The organism is Capillimicrobium parvum (genome assembly GCF_021172045.1).
In the GTDB taxonomy this organism is placed as follows: Bacteria; Actinomycetota; Thermoleophilia; order Solirubrobacterales; family Solirubrobacteraceae; genus Capillimicrobium; species Capillimicrobium parvum.
Genome location: NZ_CP087164.1, coordinates 920,679 through 944,580, shown reverse-complemented (window position 1 = coordinate 944,580; position 23,902 = coordinate 920,679). Strand labels below are relative to the sequence as shown.

At 71.3% G+C, this 23,902-nt stretch carries 25 protein-coding genes, 1 tRNA gene, 1 other RNA gene and 2 pseudogenes; 15 read left to right on the top strand and 14 right to left on the bottom strand.

Features of this window, described 5'->3' with window-relative positions; genetic code table 11:
• Window positions 1-27: 27 nt before the first annotated feature.
• Both DSM104329_RS04635 and DSM104329_RS04630 read left to right on the top strand, forming a co-directional pair.
• Window positions 28-777, top strand: coding sequence for a lipoyl protein ligase domain-containing protein (locus DSM104329_RS04635; RefSeq protein WP_259314223.1), 750 nt, complete (start codon window positions 28-30; stop codon window positions 775-777).
• 51 nt (window positions 778-828) lie between these two features.
• Complete coding sequence (locus DSM104329_RS04630) at window positions 829-1,131, top strand: DUF4333 domain-containing protein (protein ID WP_259314222.1); 303 nt, start codon at window positions 829-831, stop codon at window positions 1,129-1,131.
• 14 nt (window positions 1,132-1,145) lie between these two features.
• On the opposite strand, the gene DSM104329_RS04625 is transcribed toward DSM104329_RS04630, so the two are convergent.
• Window positions 1,146-2,180 carry an aspartate-semialdehyde dehydrogenase gene (locus tag DSM104329_RS04625; RefSeq protein ID WP_259314221.1) on the bottom strand — a complete coding sequence of 345 codons (1,035 nt, stop codon included), beginning with the start codon at window positions 2,178-2,180 and terminating at the stop codon, window positions 1,146-1,148.
• A 52-nt stretch (window positions 2,181-2,232) separates the two neighbouring features.
• A complete protein-coding gene (locus tag DSM104329_RS04620) occupies window positions 2,233-3,501 on the bottom strand; it encodes an aspartate kinase (RefSeq protein WP_259314220.1) in 1,269 nt (422 codons plus the stop codon).
• A gap of 134 nt (window positions 3,502-3,635) precedes the next feature.
• Here DSM104329_RS04620 and DSM104329_RS04615 point away from each other — a divergent pair, with 134 nt between their 5' ends.
• Window positions 3,636-4,616 carry a glycoside hydrolase family 3 N-terminal domain-containing protein gene (locus tag DSM104329_RS04615; RefSeq protein ID WP_259314219.1) on the top strand — a complete coding sequence of 327 codons (981 nt, stop codon included), beginning with the start codon at window positions 3,636-3,638 and terminating at the stop codon, window positions 4,614-4,616.
• A 45-nt stretch (window positions 4,617-4,661) separates the two neighbouring features.
• A complete protein-coding gene (locus DSM104329_RS04610) occupies window positions 4,662-5,642 on the top strand; it encodes a type IV toxin-antitoxin system AbiEi family antitoxin domain-containing protein (protein WP_259314218.1) in 981 nt (326 codons plus the stop codon).
• Here DSM104329_RS04610 and recR read toward each other — a convergent pair.
• From recR to dnaX, 3 genes are read right to left on the bottom strand one after another with little or no spacing between them, the layout of a single operon-like run.
• The gene (gene recR / locus DSM104329_RS04605) at window positions 5,602-6,201 is read right to left on the bottom strand and encodes a recombination mediator RecR (protein WP_259314217.1); all 600 of its coding nucleotides are present in this window, start codon (window positions 6,199-6,201) and stop codon (window positions 5,602-5,604) included. The two genes, DSM104329_RS04610 and recR, sit on opposite strands and share 41 nt — an antisense overlap.
• Window positions 6,198-6,569 carry a YbaB/EbfC family nucleoid-associated protein gene (locus DSM104329_RS04600; RefSeq protein ID WP_259314216.1) on the bottom strand — a complete coding sequence of 124 codons (372 nt, stop codon included), beginning with the start codon at window positions 6,567-6,569 and terminating at the stop codon, window positions 6,198-6,200. Before DSM104329_RS04600 ends, recR begins: the two co-directional genes overlap by 4 nt.
• Entirely contained in the window at window positions 6,569-8,326 is a 1,758-nt protein-coding gene (dnaX, locus tag DSM104329_RS04595; protein ID WP_259314215.1) for a DNA polymerase III subunit gamma/tau, read from the bottom strand. The genes DSM104329_RS04600 and dnaX overlap by 1 nt, the downstream gene beginning before the upstream one ends.
• Before the next feature lie 44 nt (window positions 8,327-8,370).
• Here dnaX and DSM104329_RS04590 point away from each other — a divergent pair, with 44 nt between their 5' ends.
• Entirely contained in the window at window positions 8,371-9,189 is an 819-nt protein-coding gene (locus DSM104329_RS04590) for an alpha/beta fold hydrolase (RefSeq protein ID WP_259314214.1), read from the top strand.
• Here the strand turns inward: DSM104329_RS04590 and DSM104329_RS04585 are convergent.
• The 4 genes and pseudogenes from DSM104329_RS04585 to DSM104329_RS29265 all read right to left on the bottom strand — a co-directional run.
• Entirely contained in the window at window positions 9,180-9,365 is a 186-nt protein-coding gene (locus DSM104329_RS04585) for a hypothetical protein (RefSeq protein WP_259314213.1), read from the bottom strand. The genes DSM104329_RS04590 and DSM104329_RS04585 overlap by 10 nt on opposite strands.
• 42 nt (window positions 9,366-9,407) lie before the next feature.
• Window positions 9,408-9,676: signal recognition particle sRNA large type (gene ffs / locus DSM104329_RS04580), an RNA gene on the bottom strand.
• Window positions 9,677-9,775: 99 nt separating this feature from the next.
• Window positions 9,776-10,189 (bottom strand): bestrophin-like domain, encoded by a 414-nt coding sequence (locus DSM104329_RS04575; RefSeq protein WP_259314212.1) that lies wholly within the window; start codon window positions 10,187-10,189, stop codon window positions 9,776-9,778.
• Window positions 10,190-10,214: 25 nt separating this feature from the next.
• Window positions 10,215-10,577 (bottom strand): annotated as a pseudogene (locus DSM104329_RS29265) (hypothetical protein); the annotation flags it as partial.
• Window positions 10,578-10,632: 55 nt separating this feature from the next.
• Between DSM104329_RS29265 and DSM104329_RS04570 the strand changes: the two are divergent.
• Entirely contained in the window at window positions 10,633-11,466 is an 834-nt protein-coding gene (locus DSM104329_RS04570) for a DUF2127 domain-containing protein (RefSeq protein ID WP_259314211.1), read from the top strand.
• 153 nt (window positions 11,467-11,619) lie between these two features.
• Window positions 11,620-11,691, top strand: a tRNA-Val gene (locus DSM104329_RS04565).
• A 41-nt stretch (window positions 11,692-11,732) separates the two neighbouring features.
• On the opposite strand, the gene DSM104329_RS04560 is transcribed toward DSM104329_RS04565, so the two are convergent.
• The gene (locus tag DSM104329_RS04560; RefSeq protein WP_259316184.1) at window positions 11,733-12,566 is read right to left on the bottom strand and encodes an N-terminal phage integrase SAM-like domain-containing protein; all 834 of its coding nucleotides are present in this window, start codon (window positions 12,564-12,566) and stop codon (window positions 11,733-11,735) included.
• 613 nt (window positions 12,567-13,179) lie between these two features.
• On the opposite strand from DSM104329_RS04560, the gene DSM104329_RS04555 reads away from it, so the two are divergent.
• Window positions 13,180-14,301: a class II histone deacetylase gene (locus DSM104329_RS04555; RefSeq protein WP_259314210.1), complete on the top strand. Its 1,122-nt coding sequence runs from the start codon at window positions 13,180-13,182 to the stop codon at window positions 14,299-14,301.
• A gap of 59 nt (window positions 14,302-14,360) precedes the next feature.
• Here the strand turns inward: DSM104329_RS04555 and DSM104329_RS04550 are convergent, their stop codons facing one another.
• A complete protein-coding gene (locus tag DSM104329_RS04550) occupies window positions 14,361-16,310 on the bottom strand; it encodes a primary-amine oxidase (RefSeq protein WP_259314209.1) in 1,950 nt (649 codons plus the stop codon).
• Between the two features lie 797 nt (window positions 16,311-17,107).
• Here DSM104329_RS04550 and DSM104329_RS29025 point away from each other — a divergent pair.
• Window positions 17,108-17,242, top strand: a pseudogene (locus DSM104329_RS29025) (site-specific tyrosine recombinase XerD); the annotation flags it as partial.
• A gap of 74 nt (window positions 17,243-17,316) precedes the next feature.
• Here DSM104329_RS29025 and DSM104329_RS29260 read toward each other — a convergent pair.
• A complete protein-coding gene (locus tag DSM104329_RS29260) occupies window positions 17,317-17,640 on the bottom strand; it encodes a transposase (RefSeq protein ID WP_456064511.1) in 324 nt (107 codons plus the stop codon).
• A 361-nt stretch (window positions 17,641-18,001) separates the two neighbouring features.
• Between DSM104329_RS29260 and DSM104329_RS04540 the strand changes: the two genes are divergently transcribed.
• Genes DSM104329_RS04540 through DSM104329_RS04525 form a run of 4 tightly spaced genes read left to right on the top strand, consistent with a single transcriptional unit; the run spans window position 18,002 to window position 19,022 of the window.
• Window positions 18,002-18,475 (top strand): hypothetical protein, encoded by a 474-nt coding sequence (locus DSM104329_RS04540; RefSeq protein ID WP_259314207.1) that lies wholly within the window; start codon window positions 18,002-18,004, stop codon window positions 18,473-18,475.
• Window positions 18,465-18,635, top strand: coding sequence for a hypothetical protein (locus tag DSM104329_RS04535; protein WP_259314206.1), 171 nt, complete (start codon window positions 18,465-18,467; stop codon window positions 18,633-18,635). The genes DSM104329_RS04540 and DSM104329_RS04535 overlap by 11 nt, the downstream gene beginning before the upstream one ends.
• On the top strand, window positions 18,632-18,793 hold the full coding sequence (locus tag DSM104329_RS04530) for a hypothetical protein (RefSeq protein ID WP_259314205.1): 162 nt from the start codon (window positions 18,632-18,634) through the stop codon (window positions 18,791-18,793). Before DSM104329_RS04535 ends, DSM104329_RS04530 begins: the two co-directional genes overlap by 4 nt.
• 31 nt (window positions 18,794-18,824) lie before the next feature.
• Complete coding sequence (locus DSM104329_RS04525) at window positions 18,825-19,022, top strand: hypothetical protein (protein WP_259314204.1); 198 nt, start codon at window positions 18,825-18,827, stop codon at window positions 19,020-19,022.
• 206 nt (window positions 19,023-19,228) lie between these two features.
• Here the strand turns inward: DSM104329_RS04525 and DSM104329_RS04520 are convergent, their stop codons facing one another.
• Window positions 19,229-19,486 (bottom strand): hypothetical protein, encoded by a 258-nt coding sequence (locus tag DSM104329_RS04520; protein WP_259314203.1) that lies wholly within the window; start codon window positions 19,484-19,486, stop codon window positions 19,229-19,231.
• Window positions 19,487-20,454: 968 nt separating this feature from the next.
• On the opposite strand from DSM104329_RS04520, the gene DSM104329_RS04515 reads away from it, so the two are divergent.
• Both DSM104329_RS04515 and DSM104329_RS04510 read left to right on the top strand, forming a co-directional pair.
• A complete protein-coding gene (locus tag DSM104329_RS04515) occupies window positions 20,455-22,398 on the top strand; it encodes a NosD domain-containing protein (RefSeq protein ID WP_259314202.1) in 1,944 nt (647 codons plus the stop codon).
• A 486-nt stretch (window positions 22,399-22,884) separates the two neighbouring features.
• Complete coding sequence (locus DSM104329_RS04510; protein WP_259314201.1) at window positions 22,885-23,268, top strand: VOC family protein; 384 nt, start codon at window positions 22,885-22,887, stop codon at window positions 23,266-23,268.
• A gap of 289 nt (window positions 23,269-23,557) precedes the next feature.
• On the opposite strand, the gene DSM104329_RS29020 is transcribed toward DSM104329_RS04510, so the two are convergent.
• Window positions 23,558-23,749: a YDG/SRA domain-containing protein gene (locus DSM104329_RS29020; protein WP_407655867.1), complete on the bottom strand. Its 192-nt coding sequence runs from the start codon at window positions 23,747-23,749 to the stop codon at window positions 23,558-23,560.
• Window positions 23,750-23,902: the final 153 nt, after the last annotated feature.

Here is a 23,902-nt window from a genome sequence, read left to right as displayed (position 1 = left end):
TCTCGATCGTTGCGGGACGGGCGACTAGTGCTCCTGGTTCGCGAGTCGTTCGATCCGCCGGCGTTCGACATGGCGGTGTCGGCGGCGCTGCTGGAGCGGGTGTCCGCGGGGGAGCTGCCGGAGGTCCTGCGCGTTCATGCCCACCGCGAGCCCGTGGTGGCCTTCGGCCGGCGCGACACGTTCGCGCCGGGCTACCCGGCGGCGCTCGACGCGGCCGCCGCGCACGGGTGCGCGGCGATCGAGCGCCTGGCCGGCGGGCGGGCGGCCGTGTACCACGCGGGGACGCTCGAGGTCGGCGAGGTGCTGGCCGACGAGGCGGCGGCGCTGCACCTGCGCGAGCGGTTCGTCGCGACCGCCGAGGTGCTCGTGGAGGCGCTGCGCGCGGTCGGCGTCGACGCCCGCATCGGGCCGGTCCCGGGCGAGTACTGCCCGGGCGACTTCAGCGTCAACGCGCGGGGCGCGCGCAAGCTCGCCGGCAGCGCGCAGCGGGTCGTGCGGCGCGCGGCGTACGTGGGAACGGTCCTCGTCGTCTCGGATGCCGCGGCCGTCGCGGCGGTCGTGCGCGACGTCTACGCCGCGCTCGGCCTGGAGGTGACCGCGGAGTCGACCGGGGCGGTGGACGAAGAACGGCCGGGCGCCGGGCCGGCGGCGGTCGCCGACGCGGTCATCGCGGCCTACGCGCGCCGCCATGAGCTCGAGCCGGGCGGCATCGACGAGCGCACGCTGGAGCTCGCCCGCGAGCTGGAGTCCCGCTTTCGCCCCACCGTGGGGCGGTAGCTCCGATACCCTCGCCGCTGCTCTGCTGCCCCTGCGGTCGGAAAGGACCCTATGCGCCGCCTCATCGCCGTCCCCTTCGTGATCGCCGCCGCGTTCGCGCTCACCGCCTGCGGCACGAAGACGATCGACGCGGGCAGCCTGGAGGACGACATCCAGACGCAGCTCGCCGACGCCGCGAAGGTCAAGCCGGACACGGTCAAGGTCTCCTGCCCGGAGGACAAGGAGGCCAAGAAGGGCAACACGTTCGACTGCACGATCACGACGAACGACGGCTCGAAGGGCACGATGACCGTCAAGCTCACCAACGACGAGGGCGGCTACACCGCGACGGCGTTCAAGCCGAACGCGAAGTAGGCGGCGCGCCCGGGTCAGGCCGCGGGCGCCGCGGAGCCGACCAGCCCGCGGTCGACGACCAGCTCGGCGAGCTGGACGGTGTTCAGCGCCGCGCCCTTGAGCAGGTTGTCGCCGACGACGAAGAAGTTCAGCACCTTCGGGTCGGCCAGGTCGCGGCGCACGCGGCCGACGACGGTCTCGTCGCGGCCCGCCCACTCCAGCGGCGTCGGCGCCTCCTCGACGAGGAGGTTCGGGAACTCGCGCAGCGCCTCGAGCGCCTCGCCGAGGTCGGGATCGCGTGCGAATGTCGCGCGGACGGCGATCGAGTGGCCGACCATGACCGGCACGCGCACGCAGGTCGGCGTGACGCGCAGGTCCGGGAGGCCGAGGATCTTGCGCGACTCGTTGCGCAGCTTCATCTCCTCGTCGGTGTAGCCCTCCTCGTTGAGGGTGCCGAGGAGCGGGACGACGTTGAACGCGAGCGTGTTCGCGTGGACCGAGTGCTCGACCTTGCGGGCGGCCGCGCGGCCGTCGTTGACGAGCTGGTCGACGTCCTCGGCGAGCGGCGCGACCTGCGCGGCGAGCTCGTCGATGCCCTTCTGGCCCGCGCCGCCCGCAGCCTGGAAGCTCGTGGCCACCATCTCGGTCAGGCCGAAGCGATCGTGCAGCGCCTTGGCCGGCAGCATGACGACCATCGTGGTGCAGTTCGGGTTGGCGACGATGCCCTTGCGCGCGTCGTCGAGGTCGTCGGGGTTGACCTCGGAGACGACGAGCGGGACGTCGGGGTCCATGCGCCACGCGCTCGAGTTGTCGACGACGACGGCCCCTCCGGCGGCGAACTTCTCGGCCCAGGCCTTCGAGGTGGAACCGCCCGCGGAGAACAGGGCGATGTCGAAGCCGCCGACCGTGTCGTCGCGCAGCGGCTGGATGGTGAGGCCGTCGAGGACCTTGCCCGCCGAGCGCTCGGAGGCGAACAGCACGACCTCGTCGGCCGGGAACGCGCGCTTGCGCAGCAGCTCGCGCATGACCGTGCCGACCGCACCGGTGGCTCCGACGACTGCGAGCCTCACGATGTCACCTCGCTCAGGCAACCGGCCGTACGCGGTGAGGACCCGCAGGGTCTCATGACTGGAACTCCCCGAACGGCTGCTCCGGGCGGATCGTGTCCGGCCCCGACAGCTCGAACGCGCCGTGCAGGGCGCGCACCGCGCCCGGCACGTGCTCGCCCGGGATCACGCAGGAGATCCGGATGGGCGAGGTGGAGATCATGTGGATGTTGATCCCCTCGTCGCCGAGGACGGTGAACACCTTGGCCGCGACGCCGGGGTGGGTCTTCATGCCGGCGCCGACGACGGAGACCTTGCCCATCGCCTCGTCGCTGCGGATGGACCCGATGCCGAACTCGCCGACGAGCGGCTCGAGCGCGGCATGAGCCTGCTGCAGCTCGTCCCGGGGCACCGTGAAGGACATGTCGGCGCGCTGGCCCTCGGACACGGGCTCGTTCTGCACGATCATGTCGACGTTCACATTCGCCTCGGCCAGCGCGGTGGTGAGGCGCCCGGCGATGCCGGGCGTGTCGGGCACGCCGAGCAGCGTCACGCGGGCTTCCCCGGTGGAGTGGGTGACGGCGGTGATGAGCGGATGTTCCACGGTGACGTCTTCTCCGACCACCACGGTACCGGCCGCGTCGTCGAAGCTCGAACGGCAGTGGATCCGGACGCCGTGATTGCGGGCGTACTCGACGGAGCGCAGCTGCAGGACGCCGGCGCCCGAGGCCGACATCTCGAGCATCTCCTCGAACGAGACCATCCCCAGCTTGCGGGCGCCCGGGACGATGCGCGGGTCGGCGGAGAAGACGCCGGCGACGTCGGTGTAGATCTCGCACTCGTCGGCGCCGACGGCGGCGGCCAGGGCGACGGCGGTCGTGTCCGAGCCACCGCGGCCGAGCGTCGTCACGTCGTGGGCGGTCGACACGCCCTGGAAGCCGGCGACGAGGACGATCGCGCCGTCGTCGAGGCCCTGGCGGATGCGGTCGGCACGGACCTCGAGGATCCGCGCCTTCGTGTGCGACGTGTCTGTCACGATCCCGGCCTGGGATCCGGTGAGGGAGATGGCACGGTGGCCGAGGTCGTTGATCGCCATGGCGCACAGCGCGCACGACTGGCGCTCGCCCGTCGACAGGAGCATGTCCATCTCGCGCGGGTCCGGGTGCGGGGAGATCTCCTGCGCCCAGGCGATGAGCTCGTCTGTGGTCTTTCCGCGCGCGCTGAGGACCGCGACGACGCGCAGGCCCTGCTCGCGCTTGGCGACGATGCGCTCGGCGGCGCGCCTGATGCGCTCTGCGTCGGCGACGGAGGTGCCGCCGAACTTCATGACAACGGTGCCGTGCATGCGACCGTGCAGGGTAATCGGTGAGGGCTCCGGGCTACGTCGCGTTCTTGTCCGCACTCGTGTTGTTCGGGTGCGGAGGGACGAATCAGCCGCCCTCGGCGCCGGCGACCGGCCCGGCCGCGACGTCCGCGCCCGTGCTGCGGCTGCCGGTCGAGCAGGCGGCCGCCCAGCTGTTCGCGGTCGGGTTCGGCGGGACGTCGGGATCCGATCCCGGGGTGCGACGGCTCGGCGACCGTCCGTGGGGCGCCGTGGTGATCGAGGCGCACAACGCGCGCTCCCCGGCCCAGGTGCGCGCGCTCGTGCGGGCGATCCGCCGGCGGGCGGGTGCCGGGAGCCTCGATCCTCCGGTCGTCGCGATCTCGCAGGCGGGCGGCGAACTGTCCGCGCTGCCGTCGCTGCCGCCGCCGCCCGAGCCCGAGCAGGAGGACGCGCGCGTGGCGGCGGCCCAGGCGACGCGGGCGGCGCAGGCGCTGCGTCCGCTGGGGATCGAATTGACGCTGGCGCCGGTGGCGGATCTGGCGGCGGAGGTGGGCCCGGCGGCGAGCACCGGCTTCAGCCCCGACCCCGCGGAGGCGGCTGAGCGGGTGGCCGCGGCGGTGCGGTCGTACCGCGCGGCCGGGCTGGCGAGCGCCCCGCGCAGCTTCCCGGGCGAGGGCGGCGCGTCGCAGGACCCGCTGTCCGGGCCGGCGACGGTCGGGTTCTCGCTAGAGGAGCTGCGGGCCGCCGACGTGCGCCCGTTCGCCGCCGTCGCCCGGGAGGCGCCGGTCATCCAGATGAGCGACGCGGTGTACGCGGCGTGGGACGGGGTGACGCCGGCGACGCTGGCGCCCGAGGCCTACGACCTGCTGCGGCGGGGCCTCCGTTTCGGGGGCGTGGCGATGACCGGCGACCTGAACGCGGTGACCGCGGTGACGGGCGGCAGCGCGGCGCAGGCGGCCGTCGACGCGCTGCGCGCGGGCGCCGACCTGCTGTGGATCCCCGGCGACGCGAGCGACCAGGAGGCCGCATACCTCGCCCTGGTCCGCGCGCTGCAGCGCGACGAGGGGCTGCGGGCCCGGGCGGCCGAGGCGCTGAACCGTCTCGCGCTCCTGCGCGAACGCTACGCGAACCCGTGACGATCACGTGCTGAGAGGTCACGCGGAAAACGCCAACGTTGGCGCATGCCGCCCGACCCCACCCCGCCCCGCGACGAGTTGCGCTTTGGCCTCGCATACCGAGGCCAAAGCGCAACTCGCGAGATCGCGGGCGAGATCGCCGCCCGCCAGTGGGGAGTGGTCTCGCGTCAGCAGCTCATCGACGCCGGATTGAGCCGAGCCGCGATCGACCGTCGGGTTGCGAGCGGGCGGCTGATCCGACTGCACCGCGGCGTGTACGCCGTCGGCCATACCGCGCTGCGCATCGAGGGCCACCGGATGGCGGCCGTGCTCGCCGGTGGTCCGGGGGCCGTCCTGACCGACAGGACCGCCGGCGGCGTGTGGGCCGTGCGGCCCGACAACCGGCCGCGCTGGGACGTCACCGTCCCCACCGCTCACGGCCGCAAGCTCCCCGGCATCACGATCCACCAACGGCGCCTGGACCCGCGCGACGTGACCGAGATCGCCGGCATCCCGGTCACCACGCTCGCGCGCACCTACCTCGACCTGGCGGCGTGCGTGCCGATCGACCACACCGCCAAGGCCCTCGAGCGCGGAGAGCAGCTGCGCCTCTTCGACCTGCGGGCGGTCGACGACGTCCTGGACCGGCATCCGGGCCACCGCGGCGCCGCACGGCTGCGCACCGCCGTCGACCGCATGCGCCCCGACCACGAGCGCCTGCGCTCCGGGCTCGAGCGCGAAGCGCTCGCCCTCGTCGAGCGCCTGCGCCTCCCCCGGCCCGCCGTGAACGCCAAGCTCCACGGCCACGAGGTCGATCTCCTGTGGACCGAGCACCGTCTCGTGGTCGAGCTCGACAGCCGGACGTACCACGACACCGCGTTCGCGTTCGAGACCGACCGCCGCCGCGACGCCGACCACGTCCTCGGCGGTTACCGCGTCCTGCGCATCACCCGGCGGCGCCTCGACGAGGACCGCGCCGGCGTCGCCGACGCGCTGCGGACCCTGCTCAGACCGCGCGGCGCCCGGCGAACGCCCGGCCGAGCGTGACCTCGTCGGCGTACTCCAGGTCCGAGCCCACGGGCAGCCCGGACGCGAGCCGCGTGACCGTCACGCCGGGCGCGCGCTCGCGCAGGCCCTCGGCGATGTGCAGGGCGGTCGCCTCGCCGGTGGTCGTCGGGTTCGTGGCGAGGACGACCTCGCGCGTGTCGCCGTCCAGGACGCGCGCGTAGAGCTGGGCGATCTTCAGGTCGTCGGGGTCGACCCCGTCGATCGGCGAGAGCGCCCCGCCGAGGACGTGATAGCGGCCCGGGAACTCGTGCGTACGCTCGATCGGCACGACGTCGCCCGGCTCCTCGACGACGCAGATCAGGCCGCAGTCGCGACGCTCGTCGAGGCAGATCCGGCAGCGCGGCCCGTCGGCGAGGTTGAAGCACACCTCGCAGAGGCCGATGCGCTCCTTTACCTCGCGGATCGCGTCGGCGAGCGCGTTGGCCTCCTCGGCGTCGACACGCAGGATGTGGAACGCGAGCCGCTGGGCGGTGCGATTGCCGATGCCGGGCAGCCGGGCCAGCTCGGTGACCAGCCGCTGGATCGGCGGCGCGTTCACCGCGGCAGGCCGCCCATCCCGCCCGGACCTCCGGGGCCGCCCAGACCGGGCAGGCCCATCGAGCCCAGGTCGAGGCCGCCGGTGAGACCGCCCATCTTCGACGCCGCGAGCTCCTGTGCCGAGCGCAGCGCCTCGTTCGTCGCGGCCAGCACCAGATCCTGGAGCAGCTCGACGTCGTCGGGATCGACCGCCTCGGGCGAGATGCGGACGTCCTTGATCTCCAGGTCGCCGGTCACCTTGACCGTCACCATGCCGCCTCCGGCGGACGCTTCGACGACCTCGTTCTTCAGTTGCTCCTGCGCGGCCATCATGTCCTGCTGCATCTTCTGGACCTGCTTGAGCATCTGCTGCATGTTCGGCTGGGGCATCAGGAACCAGGCTCCTCGTCGTGGGTCAGCTCTTCGGCGTCGAACGCCTCCTTGAAGCGCGCAATCCACTCCTCCTCGGTGGGAGCGGGCGCCTCGGCGGCGGTGGGCAGGTCGTCGCGCAGCTCGTAGCTGGGACGCAGCGCGTGGCCGGTGACGGCCCGCAGCGCCTCGGCCACGACCTCGCGGTGGGCCGGGTCGTCGGCCTTGCGGTGCAGGAACGCCTCCGACTGCGGGAAGGCGATCGTGACGACGGTGCCGTCGGCCGCGACCGGGCGGGCGGTGTCGAGGATCGCCGCCAGCAGGGCGTTCTCGGCGCGCACGCTGTCGAGCACGGCGGGCCACACGTCGGCGAGCATCTCGACCGCCGGAGCCGGGCCGGCGCCCGCGCCGGGCGCCACGGCTGCGGCGATCGCGACGGTCGCTCCGTTGGCGGCGGTCTCGTGGGCGTCGTCGCCGGGCGGCGGCTGGGGCGGCGGCGCGGGCGCCTCGGGCGGCGGCGGGGCCGGCACGTCGGGCGAGGGCGGCGTCGTCGGCGTGGGCCGCGGCGGCGGCGGGGGACGTTCGCCCACCGGCGCGGGAGCAGCCGCCGGTGCGCCCCCGCCCGCCGCAAGCTGCGCCTCGAGCCGCTCGATCCGGGCGAGCAGCGCCTTCGTCGACGCGTCGACCGCCGGCGTCGCCGCCTTCACGAGGGCCAGCTCGAGCTGCGTGCGCGGGTCCGCGCCGTTCTTGATCGCCTCCATCGCCGCGGCGAGCAGGTCGAGCAACCGGACCACGGCGGCGACCGGCACGCGCCCGGCCTGCTCGGCCAGTCGCGCGTCGTGCTCGGGCGAGAGTGCCAGCTCCGACGGCACCTCCCCGCCGAGCGTGCGGACCACGAGCAGCTCGCGCGCGTGGCCCTCGAGGTCGCGGATGAACGTCCCCGCGTCGCGCCCCGTCGTCGCGAGCCGGTCGGCGGCCAGCAGCGCGGCGCGCGCGTCGGCGGCCGCGATCGCGTCGAGCGCCTCGAACAGCAGGTCGCTGTCGGCGACGCCGAGGACGGCGAGCACGTCGTCGAGCGCGATCGACGAGCCCGAGTACGTGACCAGCTGCTCGAGGGTGCCGAGCGCGTCACGGAACGAACCCGTCGCGTGGCGGGCCATCAGCGCGACGGCCTCGGGCCCGACGTCGATCGACTCGGCGCTCGCGACCCGGCGGATGACCGACGCGACCTGCTCGGCGGTCGGCCGCTTGAAGTCGAAGCGGTGGCAGCGGTCGACGACCGTCGGCAGCACCTTGTTCGCCTCGGTCGTCGCGAGGACGAAGATCGTGTTCGGCGGCGGCTCCTCGAGCGTCTTGAGGAACGCGTTCCAGGCCTGCGACGACAGCATGTGCGCCTCGTCGAGGATGTACACCTTGTGGCGCCCGGACACCGGCGCGAACGCTACGCTCTCGCGCAGGTCGCGGATGTCGTCGACCGAGTTGTTGGACGCCGCGTCCATCTCGATGACGTCCATCGACGTCGCGCCGGCGATCGCGGTGCACGACTCGCACACCCCGCACGGCGAGACGGTCGGACCGTTCACGCAGTTCAGGCAGGCGGCGAGGATCTTCGCCATCGAGGTCTTCCCGGTCCCGCGCGACCCGACGAACAGGTTCGCGTGATGGACCTTCCCCTGCTCGACGGCGTTGGTGAGCGTGCGCACGACATGCTCCTGGCCGACGACATCGGCGAAGGTCCGCGGGCGGTGACGGCGATACAGCGAGGGCGCGGACGACACGGACCAGTCAGTCTAGTTGAGCGCGCCCGGGTACCGTTCGGGCCGTGACCGTCCCGCCGGAACACCACGGCGGCGCTGGAACGCCGCTGCTGGCGCTGCACGGCTTCACCGACACCTGGCGGGCGTGGACGCCCGTGCTGCCGGCGCTCGAGGAGCATCACGAGGTGCTCGCCCCCACGCTGCCCGGCCACTACGGCGGCAGCCCGTTCCCCGACGGCGTCGAGATGACGGTCGAGGCCGGATGCGACCTGCTCGAGGAGCGCATGGACGAGGAGGGGTGGGGCGTCGCGCACATCGTCGGCAGCTCGTACGGCGGCTGGCTGGCGCTGGAGCTCGCCGCGCGCGGCCGAGCGAGGTCGGTCGTCGGCGTGTGTCCGGCGGGCGGGTGGGAGCCGCGCAGCCGCGAGGGCGAGGCGGTCTACCGCTACTTCATCCAGACGCACCACCTGCTCAAGGCGACCGGCCGCATGGCCCACGCGCTCGCGGCACGGCGGCGGCTGAAGTGGATCTCGCTGCACGACGTCGTCGCCCACCCGGAGCGCGTGCCGCCGCGCGCCGCGCTCGACATGATCGAGGGCGCCGCCGGATGCAGCGTCGTGAACGAGGGCATCGCGCTCGCCCGGCGTGACGGCGCGTTCGGCGAGCTCGGGGCGATCGACTGCCCGGTGCGCATCCTCTACGGCGAACGCGACCGGCTCATCCGCTGGCCCGGCCACTACCTCCGGCTGCTGAGGCTGCTGCCGGACGCCGAGTTCCTCGCCCTCCCCGATGCCGGGCACCTGCCGATGTGGGACGACCCCGAGCTCGTCGCCCGCCGCATCCTCGAGGTCACGCAGCGCGTCGACGCGGCGGTTCAGACGTAACCGCCCGCGAGGTCGACGCAGACGACGCACATCGGCCACGGCGGGTTCCACGGCCAGCCGGTGACGTCCTTGCCGCACAGCGCGGTGTCGGGGTCGTCCTCGGTGACGATGTGGCAGATCTCCTCGCCGGGATGTGCGGGCCCGTCGACCCGCTGGCGCTCGGGGGCGCTGCTCATCGCCCGGCACCGTAGCGTGCCGGGCGTGAAGGCGAAAGTGGACCGTGCACCCACCATCGAGGATCGGTCTCCGGGCGCGTTCGCCTCTGTCGGCTCCGGGCCGGGAGCTCCCGCTGCGCCTGCCGGTGACCGCTTAAGGCTGCTTCCTTCCGGACCTGACCTGGTTCACGGGCCGACATCGCGCGGGACCCGGCCCATCGACGCCGCCATCGACGCGCTGGCCCCGAAGGCGTCACCCCTCAAGTGGGGATTCGGCCTCGCTAGAGCGGATTGCGAGCGACAGGGCACCGCTACCTCCCCGCCTAGCACGGTCCGCGACCCATGGTACTGATGCGCGGGATGGCCGCGCACGGCGATCCGGCGCGCCTGCGCTCGGACACCGAGGAACGGACGGTCCAACGCCCCGGCTTTCAGCCTTGGCTGCGCGGGCGGCCGTCCTGGTCGCAGGGCGGCTCGGAACTCGCCGCCGTGAGTGTCGCGATGCGGCGCTCGGCGTCGCGCATCGCGGCCGGCTGGATCTTGGCGGAGCCGCTGTACGGCCGGTCGAGGTCGCGGATGACGAGCAGCGTGAACGCGAACACGACGGTCGCCCCGACGAGGATGCCGAGCTGCACGCCGCGGCGCACCAACGGATGCGCGAGCGCGGACATGCCCGCGAGCATGATCGCGACGCTCACCAGCAGCAGCGCGTAGACGGTGCCCAGGACGCTCGCGCGGCCCTCGTCGAGGCGGCCGCGCCGGGCCTGGATGCGCGCGCCGTCGTCGCCGAGGATCGCGCCGAGCGCCAGCGCGTTGGCCTGGTCCTCGCGCGCGGCCGATGGCACGCGTGATGCGGTCGGAGGCGTCGTCGACCACCGGGGACGAGTGCCCGGCGTTGCTCTGCACGCCCCACTCGACCTCGGCGACCGCGCGGGCGTAGCAGCGCAGCAGGCCCAGGACCTCCGTGCGCGCGGCCGGCTGCAGCAGCGCGGCGTCGTCGGCCTGCGAGAGCACCGCACCCGCCGCCGCCGCCGCGCGATCGCCGGCGTCCTCGTAGGACGAGTAGACCGACAGCAGCACGAAGGCGAGCAGGAGCGCGGCGAGCGTGCGCACGGGGATGATGAGCTCGTGGGCGGGAAGGCCCTCGGCGCGGGCGTGCGGGTCATCGGCGCCGCGTCCGCCGAGCAGGCGGCGCTGGGCGACGTACCCGACCGCCGCGGCGAGGACGAGCACGGCGATGACCGAGACCACGGCGCGCGACGGTGGCCGAATACGGGAAGGTGGTGCGATGGCGCGCGACCTGCCCGGCACGACGAGGCCCCGGCGCTTCGTCCCGCGGCTGCACTACGAGCTGATCGTGTGCGGCGTGCGCGGCCACGAGCTGCTCGGCCTCGACGTCGCGCACGTGCGGCCCGAGGACGCGATCGTCGTGCGCCCGGGCAACGACGGCGTGCGCTGGCACCGGTGCCTGCGCTGCGACTCCTGGCTGCCGCTTCCACAGCCGTCCGAGCCGTCGCGCGAGGTGCTCCCTCCCCGCGAGGCCATCGAGGTGCCCCTGCGCGGCAAGGCGCTGCGCGACAAGATCGTCCTGCGAACCATCGCGGTCGACCGCGCCTTCCACTTCGTTCTACTGGCCGTGATCGCGGTGGCGATCTTCCTGTTCGCGGCCAACGAGGCGAGCCTGCGCGACCCGGCCTACCGGGTGCTCGCCGACTTGCAGGGCGCGTTCAACGGGTCGTCGGCGCCGAAGGACCACGGCGTGCTGCACGACGTCCGCCGCCTGTTCTCGATCTCGCACGGGACGCTGACGAAGATCGGGCTGCTCGTCGCGGCGTACGCGCTGCTCGAGGGGGCCGAGGCGGTCGGGCTCTGGCTCGGCAAGCGCTGGGCCGAGTACCTGACGTTCATCGCCACCGCCGGGCTGATGCCGCTCGAGATCTACGAGATCGTCGACCGCGCCTCTGTGCTCAAGGCGCTGACGTTCGTCGTCAACCTGGCGATCGTCGTATACCTGCTCTACGCGAAGCGGCTGTTCGGGATCCGCGAGGGAGGCGCCGCCGAGCAGGCCGAGCGTGAGGCCGACGTCGGCTGGCCCGCGCTCGAACGAGCGACCCCGGCCTGAAGCTTCCGGGCGCAGGAGAGCGCCCGCCGACCACGTCCGCCCAAGCCGGCCCGGGAGACGACCTCGATGGACGCGCCCGGCGCGCTGGACGGACCGAGCGCGACGCACACCGCGCCGAGCTCGCGCTCGCTAGGATCGGGGCCCGTCGTATCCGGGCGCGTAGCTCAGTGGGAGAGCGCTCGCTTCACACGCGAGAGGTCGCAGGTTCGAAACCCGCCGCGCCCATGTAGCAAAGCCGCCGCACATAGGGCGCTGGATCACTCCTGCTATGGCGGAGCGCAGCAGCGTTGGCGACGTGTGGAAGCGCTACGGAAGCGCAAAGGTTGCGCAATCGCTCGGTCCGCCGCGAGCTGCCTGACGCTCTGGCGGTTGAGAGCCCGCCGGCCTGTGTAGGGAACACCCGGTCGTCCGGCTCGGCGAACGGCGTAGCCGCACGCCACGGCAACAGCACATCGCGGAGTTCGGGCTGCAGATCGACATCCCGCACGCCCGCATCCGTCTTGGACTGCCGTACCCAGATGCGCCCGTGCGCCAGGTCGATATGCCGCCACCGCAGGGTCGATCGCCTCGCCGATGCGGAGACCGGCCCACGCCAGCGTCGCCAGAAGCGGACGGCGGGTGGGGAGGTAGCGATCGTCCGCAGTGTCGAGCCTGCCGGCGGCCTCGATGAGCGCCAGGACCTCGTCGGGCTCCAACCAAGGCAGCTGCTTCGTCACTCGCTTCAGCTTCCTGTTGCGAGGGTTGATCCGAACCGGGTTCGCGGTGATCACGCCCCGCTCATGCGCGACATCGAGGATCTGGCCCAACCTCGTGATCGTCGTGTTGATCGTGGCCGCCGACAGCGGCCGAAGCACCTTCCCACGCTGGTCGCGGATCGGCTCGCCAGCTTCCATCGCCTCCTGCCGCCGGCGCGCCTCCCGAAGCTGGGCGTCGCGATAGCCGTCCACCTCAGCCACGCCGATCTTGTCGAGCCACATCCGGTGGAAGTACGGCAGCAACACGTACGTGAGCTGCCACCGATACGACTGGACGGTCGCGGACCGCAACTCGGGTTCGCGTTCGGCGAGCCAGTCGGTCGCGAACTCGTGGAACGTCGGGATGTCGCGCGCCGGCTCCGGCTCGGCTGGCGGCTGCCACTAGCCACGTCGCACCTTCTCGAGGACGTAGGTGAGCTCGTTCTCAGCCCGCTTCCGCGACCAGCCATCGGACGCGTAGCCAAGCTCCATGTACTGCCGAACGCCAAACGCCCGAAGCGCATCGCGTACGACGTTCCGCGGCGCGTCTGCTTCTCACCACGCCGCCCGTGGACCTTCTAGCCATGCGGCCCTCCTCTCGGGTGGCGCCGGAGGAGGACGGCTAGGCGAAGGACACACCGCGGCCCTGGCGGGGTACGGTGCGAGCTGCGCCGGAGCGAATACCCTCGGTGCCACGGGGCGGGCCGCGGTTCCAGCGGGCCATCTCGATCGCGTCGAGGACCATCGGGCTGCGCATGTGGCCCGCGACGCGCCAGCCGACGATCATCCCGCTGAACGCGTCGACGATGAACGGCCCCGCCGGCGGCGATCGCCCGAGGCCGGGTCGGCGGGCGCGCGTACCAACCCGGCCGCCAGCGTGTTCTCGATCTTCTAGACCGGCTGCACGCCTTGTGATTGCTCCAAGGCTCCCGCAGCGACGCGGTATCGCGCGTTCGAGGGCACGGGGACACTCGCGCGCATGACCACCGGATTCCTCTGGGACGAGCGATACGCCTGGCATGACACGGGCACGGGGTCGGGCTTCATGTCGGCCGGCGGGCTCATCGAGCCCGAGATGCACGGGGAGAGCCCGGCGACCAAGCGCCGCTTCCGTAACCTGCTCGACGTCACCGGCCTCCTCGACCAATGCGTCGAGCTCAAGGCCCGTCCCGCCACGGACGAGGAGATCCTGCGGCTGCACACGCCCGAGTACGTACAACGGATCAAGGACCTCAGCGCGGCAGGCGGAGGCGATGGCGGCGAGCTCGCCCCGTTCGGCGCCAACGGCTACGAGGTCGCGGCTCTCGCGGCGGGCGGCGCGATGACGGCCACCGAGGCGGTCATGCGAGGCGACGTCGACAACGCGTACGCGCTGGTGCGACCTCCTGGGCATCACGCCGAGCGCGACCTCGGACGCGGCTTCTGCATCTTCGGCAACACCGCGCTGGCCGGACTCCACGCGCGTGAGGTGCTCGGCGCCGAGCGCGTCGCCATCGTCGACTGGGACGTGCACCACGGCAACGGGACCGAGCATGCGTTTTACGAAGACGCCACGGTCCTCGCCATCTCGCTGCACCAGGACAACCTCTACCCCGTCGATTCGGGGCAGGTCGCCGACACCGGCGTAGGCGACGGCGTCGGCACAACCCTGAACGTCCCGCTGCCGCCGGGCTCGGGCAACGGCGCGTACGAGGCGGCGCTGGAGCGCGTCGTCGCGCCGGCGATCCGGCGCTTCCGCCCCGACGTCGTGCTCGTCGCCTCGGGGTTCGACGCGAGCATGTGCGACCCGTTCGCGGTCATGGGTGTCACCAGCCCCGGCTTCGCGCGGATGGCGCGGATCCTGCTCGACGTCACCGCCGAGGTCTGCGACGGCCGGCTCGTCCTCATCCACGAGGGCGGGTACTCCTCGGCCCATGTGCCGTTCTGCGGCGTGGCGGTCATGGAGGAGCTGCTCGGCACGCAAGAGCGTGTCGAGGACCCGTTCACCGCGGTCTTCAGCGCCATGGCGTACATGGATCTCCAACCGCATCAGGACGATGCCATCAAGCGCGCGGAAAAAAACCTTGACGAGCTGCCTGCTCACCCCGCCACGGTCAACTGACGGTCTGGGCGTCTCGCGCCGGTCAAGGCCGTTGAGGACCTCGACACCCGCCGAGGATTTCAGCCGTGGCAGTGGTGCGCGGCGCTGCGCGGCATGTCGAGGGCCGGGTTGCCGTCGAAGAACCCGCTCGGCTTGAGCCTGAAGCCGATGTGCGTCGCCGGCATCACGGGCCAGTCCTCGGGACGCACGACGTGGTGGGCGCCGAACGTGTACCAGACGACGAGGTCCGTGTCGGCGACCGGGCGGTCGGCGGCGGTGAACTCGGGCAGGCCGCTGCCGCCGGGGTGCTGGTTGGGGTAGTCGCCGGCGGCGAAGCGCTCACCCTCCGCGTACGGGGTCACCCAGAGGTGCTTGGCGGCGAAGCCCGCGCGCCGGCCCTGCACGGAGTCGGCCTCGGCCATGGGGAGGACGTTCTCGCCCGGGATCAGGTTGTAGGCGACCGGATCGCCGACGGTGTTGCGCACGTTCGGGTTCTCGATGCGCCACGTGCGCGCGCGCAGCGGGTCGATGATCCGCTGGGCCTCGGACTCGGTGCGCAGCTCGGTGCGCTTCGTCACCCACGCCGTGCCGAGCGGGTTGTCGGGGCCGGGGGGCAGCGGCTCGGAGTCCACCTCGACGACGGTGTTCTGCACGCCGTCGACGGCCATGTCCAGGCGCACGCAGAAGAAGTGCTGGTGATGCGGGCCGTACAGTCCGGGCGCGACGAGCGTGCCGTGGCGCGGCCGTTGCCCGGGTGCGACGGCGCCCGTCGAGATCACGCCCGTGAGCTTGACCTCGTACTCGATCGTGCCGTCGGTGTAGAGGTACCAGAAGTAGCCGTACTCGTAGTTGCCGACGGTCACGATCGTCGAGATCACGAGCCGCCGCAGCCGCCGGACCTCGACTTCCTCGGTGTGGAAGTTCGTGTGCTTCCAGCCGATGCCGGCGTCCTCCTCGTGCATGCAGACCGCGTTGGGGATCGTGACCGGCTGCCCGTCCTGGTCGTTGACGACGCCGTCGAAGTAGCGGATCTCGCCGAGGCAGTCGCAGCCGAGCGTCAGCGGGTTCGCCAGCCAGCCGAGCCCGTACTCGCCCATGTCGAAGACGTTCTTGAACGCGTGCGTGGGCGCCGGATCGCCGTAGGGCACGTACATCTCCGACAGCGACGCGCGGCTGATGATGGGCCGGACACGGCCGCCGTCCTCGTAGCCGATGTCGTGCAGGACGAGGCCCTCCTTCGCGTTGAAGGAGATGCGCACGCGCCACTTCTGCCAGCTGACGGCGTGGCCGTCGACGGTGAAGCTGGCGCCCTCGGGCTGGGTGATCTCGATCGGCCGGACGTCGTCGCGCAGCGCCGTGAACGCCGGGACGTTGCCCGCGCGCGTCATCAGGTCCGGGACGTAGTTGCCGGCCCGCGGCGGGAAGGGGACGATCCCGTGGTCGATCACCTCGACGACCGCCATGGCGTCGCAGTCCACGACGCAGATCAGCCCTTCGACGGGCCGCGCGTACCCGTTGTCGCCCGGCTCGGACTGGACCCACGTCAGCGGCCGCAGGATGCGCCGCTCGTCGGGATGGTCATCGGGCATGGTGTGGCTGGCGGCCCAGGGGTCGATCATGCAGAGCGAGAAGTCCTCGACGCCGCGCGCCCGCATCGCTTCCTGCCAGCGCGGGTCGGAGCGCACGACCTGCTCGCACTGCATGAACTCCTCGAACGTGATCTGGGCCTGGACGCCCGACTTGCGCTGAAACCAGACGACACGGTCGTCGGTCAGCGAGACGAGCGCCTCGTACGTGCCGCGCGACTCGCGGTCGCGGAGCACGACGAACGCCTCACGCGGGACGCTCTCCCCGGACGACCAGTCGGCGGCGGCGCGGCGCGGCTCGTGGAGCAACACGAACACGAAGCGCCAGCTCGGGCCGAGGTCGCGCTCGGTGCGCAAGGTCCCCGTGGCCCGTGCGATCTCCTCGGCGCTCAGCGGCTCGAGTGGATGGACGGCGGCAGTGATTGGCGTTTCGATCGGGTTCACGCCCCCTCCGGTGATCTCGCGGTTCGGGTGCCCGGATCGTCGCGCGCGGCTTCGCGTCCCGGACCAGGGACCGCCGGTCCAGCAACGCTCAACGGCACGTCGAGCGTCCGGGCGAAATCGTAGCGCTCGGCGGACGTCGAGACACCTGCAATCGCTGCACGTGGATCGCCGGCCGCCGATCGCGCCCGCCGGCGGGGTAGTAGCGCGTCGTGCGCATCGAGCCCGCCTTCGACGTCGCCGGCGTGGAAGCGACAGCATCGCGACGGCGTTCCTCGCCGGTTACAAGCCGGCGATGCGCGAGGCTTACGCACGCGACTGGGGCGCGTTCCTCGCCCGCCTCTGCGTCGATGCGCTCGAAGCGCGGCGCCGTCCACGTCGACGCGTTCGTGCGCGCCGCCGAGGAGGCCAGTGTGGCGGCCTCGACCGTCGCGCGCAGGCTGTCCGGCGCTGTCAGGCTTCTATGCGTACGCCCTCGACGAGGGCGCGATCGAGCGCTCGCCCGTCACGCGCGTGCGCCGCCCGCGTGTCGGCGACGAGTCGCCGCGCCTCGGAGTGGATCGCAAGGGCTCCGCGCGCTACTCGACGAGGGCGCTAGCGCCGGCCTGCGGGATCACGCGCTCGTGTGCCTGCTGGCGCTGAACGGGCTGCGCGTGTCGGAGGTCGTCGGCGCGAACGTCGCCGACCTCGGGCTCGAGAGAGGGCACTGCACGCTCGCGTTGCGGCGCAAGGGCGGCAGACGGTGGCGCTCGCGCCGCCGACGGCCGGCGCGCTAAACGCGCTGCTCGACCGCCGCGAGGACAGGCGCGACCTTCCTCCGCGACGACGGCGAGCGCATGAGCCGCTTCGCCGGGCACCGGGTGGTCCGCCGGCTCGCCCGCCGGGCCGGCATCGAGCACGCCGTGTCACCGCACAGCCTGCGGCACGCTTCGTGACCGCGGCGCTCGAAGTCAAGTCCCGGAATGTGGTGTAAGAGCAGCGCTCACCTCGTCGGTGAAGTGGTGGCTGCTCAGGCCGCGACGAGCTCGGGTGCCTCCTCCTGATCGTCATTGGTCATGGTCAATGCCCGGTCCTTCGTGGGCGAAAGAACTTCGGCCATCGACTTCTGACTGATGTAGGCGCGCCCGACCAGCCACTCGTCATTGGCCTCGATGGCGAGCATCGAGACCAGCCGGATGAGCGAGGGGTCGTCGGGGAAGATGCCGACGACGTCGGTTCTGCGGCCGATCTCGCGGCTGAAGCGCTCCAACGGGTTGGTGCTGCGTAGCTTGGGCCAGTGCTCGGCCGGGAACGCGTAGAACGCGAGGACGTCGTCTTCGGCGTCGGCGAGCATCGCGGAGAGCTTCGGCAGCCGGGCTCGAGTTGGGCGATCGCCCCGCCGAGCCGCTGACGGGCCTGTTGGAGCGAGCCGGCGGTGAAGATCGCCCGCATCAGGGCGCCGAGCAGGGCACGAGCTCGACGGCCTCCGTTCGTCGCCAAGGCGGACCTCGAGCCGCCGATGGTGTCGGCCGCCAAGACCGCGGACGGCGCCCTGCACGCCCTGGCCGGCCAGTTCGAGAAGCTGGCGGGCGGTGAGTGTCCGACTCCGCGAAGGTTGGGGAGATCGTCGCCCTCCTACAGGAACGCGCAGACCGCGGCGACAGCATCGTCGAGACCGTCAAGGCCGTGGGCGACGTCGTCGGAGTCGACGTCCGATGAAGGTCCAGTACACCCACCGCCCGACCGAGCGGATGGGCCGGTTCGGCGGCGAGTGGCAGTGGAACGTCGGCGTCCAGGCCGGCCACCTGTCTCGGCGACACGGCCCGATCATCGTGAACCTGCTCGTCGGTCGTACGTGCGGATCTCGTGGGATCGGCCATGATCGGCCCCGTCCGCGCCAGCGGGATCCCGCCGCAGGCAGACAAGACGCAGAAGCAAAGCGCGAGGAGGCCGCCCGCCGGGCGGTCTCCACCCGCAAGCAGACCGGCGACGAGCTCAAGGCCCGCGAAGCCGCGAAGCCGAACCGCGAGAGCGCGACGGTCGACCAGCTGCGCACCGGCCTCGACGCCCGGGACCGACAGGCGGCGAAGAACCCTCGGGCGCGCGCCGCGGTCCGCAAGGCCCAGGTGTCGGAGGCCGTGAAGGCACGGTTCTCCGACCAGGGGATCGGAGGCGGCGATGCTCGCTGACCGCCTGGCCGAACTGTTCGACGAGTTCGGCCTCTGCCTGATCAGCGCGACGGAGTCGACCGGCCCGGACACGTGGCGCACGACCACGGTCCGCGACGCCTCGATCCTCGACGAGTCCGAGAACGCGCTCGTCACGATCATCGAGGAGGGCGGGCTGTGATCCTCCACTACCTCGACCAGCGCGACCAGTGGTGGGATCACCCGATGAAGGGCCGCGACGTGGAGGCCCGCCGGCACGCCCGCGTGATCGAGGCGTGCGACCGCGGCCGGGCGATCGTCGTCGAGCCACGCACACGACGCACAGCGTCCGCACGTTGATCCCGCATGACGCACGGATCGGAGGCACGGCATGAACGTCCGACTCCTACTCGCCGACGAGCTCGCCATCCCGCTGCCCGCCCTGACGGTGCGGCACGGCGGCTGGGCCGTCGACCTGCTTCCGAACAGCTGGGGGCGCTGGCGGAACACCCGCCGCTGGGGGTACCTGACGATTCGCGAGTGGCAGTGCGGGCCGCTGCTGATCATGGACGTGAAGATCTCGGCCTGAAGCGGAAGCTCTGGCCCGACCCGCCGCCCCGCGCAGCTGCGCCCAGCGTGGCGGTGATCCGATGATCGCCGCCAGGCAGCTCGCCGAGCACCCCCGCTCGGGCCCCGTGAACGGCACCCCGGACGCGCTCGAGGAGCTCCTACGCCGGCGGGACGGCGGTGACCGTCGCCGGGTCTGAAAACCCGCACCCCCGCTGACCGCCGAAATCAGCCGATGCCTCGCGACCGAATCCGCAGACCGCCCGTGCCCCGCGCGCACATTGCCGTAGCCGCCAGGCGGGCCGTCTCGGTCCCATCCGACAGCGCGTCGGTCGCGTTGTAGATCTCCGCGGTCCACGAGTCCTTCAGCCCGTCGCTGCCCGATCTCAACACGATGCCCGGCCCGATCACTTGCGTGCCCCCGCCGACGACGTACCAGCCGCGTGGACAGATCGCGTTGCTGAAGCCGAATTCTCCAGGGGCCACATCGTCGGCATAGCCAGGTCCATGGTGACCGCAGTCCATCCGAAAGCGTCCTCCAAAGGTCGCATAATGCCCCCGCGAACGCGGCGACCGCTGGGGCGGCTAGAGCGTCCTTTCACTCGACGGCGGCCGCAAGAAAGAACTCGGCACGGAGGCGTTCGAGCGGCACCCGATCGTCTGCGTGCGCCGCAAGCGCCTGCTGGAAGACGCGCCACGGAGGAACATTAGGAGACCTGTAGGCGGATCAACGTACCCATCAGCTGGTGCCCTTGCCCGGGAGCAGACGTTCCATATCGGTTGCCCGAACTTGGCCCTTGTCGAGCGCCTGCGGCCAAGACAGGACTTCGCGCTCATGGGGCGAGAGCTCTCGTTGCTTACCTCGAGCGCCAATCGCACAAGGTCCTGTGCAGTGAGGTACACGAGCTGGGCCTCGGCCTGCTGAAGCGCGCGAGCACGCGCGTCGAATGGGTGCCGGCCGTCGTGCTGGCCGGGGAAGGCCGATGACAGGATCATCACGTAGCGGAGGGTGTGCCCTTCGGACTCGGCATCGCCGCGGAGGGCCTCGACGTATTCCGTGAGGGCTCGTTCATCCGCCTTCGTCATGACGAAATATCGATGGTGCTCGCCATCCTCAACGGTCATGTCGTCGCTCCGGTGTCGCGTCGGTGGGAGCGACAGGCTTCCGGTAGGCGGCCGGGCTACTGGTCGCTGACGCTGCGTTACGGCCATCACCTCACCGCGTGCCGCAAGAAGCTGCGAAGGTGCCAACCAGGCTGCTGCAACAAGGCCCGACAAAGACCCTGTCGCGGAACCGGCGCGGGACCGGGGCGTCGCAAAGGGGTGCGGTGCCCGTCAGAAGGGACGGAGCCCGTCAGACGCAGCCTGGCTCAAGCGTACGTCTAGGGTCTGAGAGTTTACGCGCCGGTGAGCCGCGCGGGTCGCGCCGGGGCTGTCAGCGAGAGAGGGCGGGCATGGGCAGCAGGAGGCTCAGCAGAGTCGGGTTGTGGGCGACGGTGATGGCCAGCGGAGCGCTGGCTGGTGCGGCATCGGCGTCGGCGGACGTCTTCACGGTGGCGAACACCAACGACTCGGGCCGGGGTTCGCTGCGATCGGCGATCCTCCAGGCCAACTCGCAGGCGGGCGCCGACGAGGTCCATTTCGATATCCCGGGACGTGGCGTGCACACGATCCTGGTGCGCACTGCGGCTGATGCTAGTACCGGCCTGCCATCGGTCACCGGTCCCCTGTCGATCGACGGCAGAACGCAGCCGGGGTTTGCCGGCACGCCCTTGATCGAGCTGGAAAACGACTTCGAGAACGACCGTCAGCTGAACGACCGTCAGCTGACTGGGCTGAAAATCACGGCCGGGCACAGCCGGGTCGCGTCGCTATCGATGACAGGCTTCGAGAAGGCGATCGTGCTGATGGACAACGGCTCGAACGTGATCGCTGGCAACCGGCTGAACGGGAACAAGATCGGTGTGCGGGCAACCAGCCCGTCGAACACTATCGGCGGCACGACCCCGGCCGATCGCAACGTCGTCGCAAACAGCGACGTTGGAGTCTTTGTTGGAGACTCGAATCTGATCGAGGGCAACTTCATCGGGACTGACGCGGCTGGCGGCGCTCAGATGCGCAACAGTTTTGGCGTCTTTGTTGGCGGCGTAGGCTCGACGGTGGGCGGAAGCGCCCCGGGCGCCGGAAACCTGATTTCCGGCAACGGCACAGGCATCCTCATCGCGCAATCCGCCAGTGGGAACTTCGTCGCCGGAAATCGCATCGGCACCAACCTTGCTGGGACCGGAGCGTTGCCCAACGAGTACGGCGTGCTCGTGTCCGGTAACTCCAACACGATCGGCGGGGTCACCCCCGCCGATCGAAACGTCATCTCCGGCAACGACCGCGGTATCACCATCTTTCGTCGCGCGAACAACGTGATCGGCAACTACATCGGCACGACGCCTGACGGTGACGCCGCCCTCCCCAACAAGGTCGGCGTTGAGCTACAAATTGACGCAAAAGGCAACATGATCGGCGGCGACCGTGAAACGTCGGGCAACCTGATCTCTGGCAACAGTGAGGCCGGCATTTCCTTCTTTTTGACCGCCTCCACAAATGTCGTCGCCGGCAACGACATCGGACTCGCGCGGGCGCGCACCCAGCCGCTATCCAACGGCACCGGCATCCTTATTGCGGGCGTGCCGACCTCCCCAACGCATGCCGGCATTCGTATCGGCGGCGCGACCCCGGCCCTTCGCAACGTCATCTCCGGCAACAGCGGTGCAGGGATCGCGATGACCGACTCGGCGTCCGGCGACTTCGTGCAGGGCAACTTCATCGGGACCGGACGTGGAGGACAGAGCCCGATGCCGAACGGCGGCGACGGTATCGCCCTCAGCGCCGGCGCAAACGACAACACGATCGGCGGCAGCGACCCCGGCCAAGGCAACACGATCGCCTTCAACGGCGGTGCCGGCGTCGGCGTCGACGGATCGGTGGTAAGTCCGACCGGCAATGTCATCCGCGGCAACGCGATCCTCGGCAACTCGATCTTCGACAACACGCAACTCGGCATCGCGCTGCTCGCTGGCGCAAATGACAACCAGCCCGCGCCGGCCATCGAATCGGTCACCACGATTAGAACACAGACCACTATCACCGGCACGCTCACCAGTGCGCGACCTTCGACCACCTATCGCGTCGAGGTGTTCCGCAGCCCATCATGCAACGCGTCCGGCGAAGGCGAAGGCAAGCAACTCATCGCCACCACGACAACAACAACCGACGCGGCCGGAGAAGCAGGCTTCACCGCAACGGTCTCAAGCTTGACCGCCGGCCAGGCGGTGACGGCCACGGCGACCCCCGTCCCGGCGCCGCACAACACCTCCCAGTTCTCTCGTTGCGCCTCAACGTGACATACGGTGCACCGACCGGCCCGGCCTTAGCTGGTGGCGAAAAGGAGTCCCTGACCGCTGCGAGACGTCAGCGATAGCCGCCCCCTCCCATCAGCCGGCACGTCCTCACCAACTCACTCCAGCGCAGACGCCCGGCCCGCTACGACCTGCGTTTGCCGCGCGCGGAGCAGAAGCCGCCCGTCGGCGTCTAGGAGCCGGCGCCGCGGGAGAACGGTCGGTGGGCTCGGCCAGACCGAGCCGCTGCGGCCACTGCCGCCATCGGCGCTTCCCGCGGAGATCGTCATCGAGCGCGTCGCGTCGCGGTCGGTGCTGGTCGCGTTCGAAGGCAACCGGTGGGTCTCGCCTTGCACGCCGGTCGCAGCGCTTGTTCGTGCCCGAGTGGCGAGCCGCAGTTGCGCATTGGCTCGCGATGCTCGAGCAAGCCGTGCGGGCCGCCTTCACCACCCAGCCGCGCACGTAGGATCTCGGCCGCGCGATCCTTACAGCGTGGACATCCTCGCCAGTCGAATCCTCCTCCACCCCGCAGACCTCGAGCGCTCGCTGCGCTTCTATGGCGAGACGCTCGGCCTCGCCGTCTTTCGCGAGTGGGGCGCCGACGCACACCGCGGCGTCGTGTTCTTCGTGGGCTCGGGACTCCTCGAGGTCTCGGGATCTTCCGGCGAGCCGCCATCGGGCGCCGTCCGGCTGCTGCTTCAGGTCCGCGACGTGCAGCACGAGTGGCGACGGCTCGCCGCCGCCGGTGTAGCGATCGAGGAGGAGCCGACGGGCAAACCCTGGGGTCTGATCGAGATGGTGGCCCGTGACCCTGACGGACTCGCGATCGTCATCGTCGAGGTGCCGCCGCACCACCCACAGCGTCGGGCGGCGTGACGCGGCCGGCCACGCGAATCAAGGAGTCGAGTCGGATGGACAGGACACAGCGGCTCGAGCCCGAGCTCCTTGAGCCGGCCGGCGAGGTAGTTCTGCAGCTCGGCGTGCGCTTCCTTCGCCCGGTCGAGCTTGTCCGGGTCGACTTCGAACGGCTCGCCGGCCTCCGCCCCCGGGGTCGGAACCGCCTCCACATATGCCGCGCCGACGCGGCCACGTGGGGTTGCTGTGCCGTCGCCGGCTTCCGGGCACCACGACGCACGCTCGTCGCACCCGCGCCGGATGCACCGCTTCACCAGTCGGAACCGCCAGATCTGAAAGCCGGACGGGACGTCCCGGCCTCCTGCCAATAGTCGTCGACATTGAAGAGTCCGTCGTACCGATATCCCCAATCAGGCGAGAACGTCGGGTCCCCATTCGCGCGCCGGATGACGCGGACGGGCCGCCGTCGGTCATGATTCAGCGAAAGCGCTGCGTTGAGCATCGTTCATGGGCGCGGACCATACGGGCACCCGTGGAAGCCCGTATGGAAGCAATAGACGACAGCAGCCCGCAGCGGACGGCGGAGCTGCCGCCGGCCAACGTCCGAGAACTGCCGACAGGAGTCGGCATCCCGCAGTAGCCCGCAGCACCCACG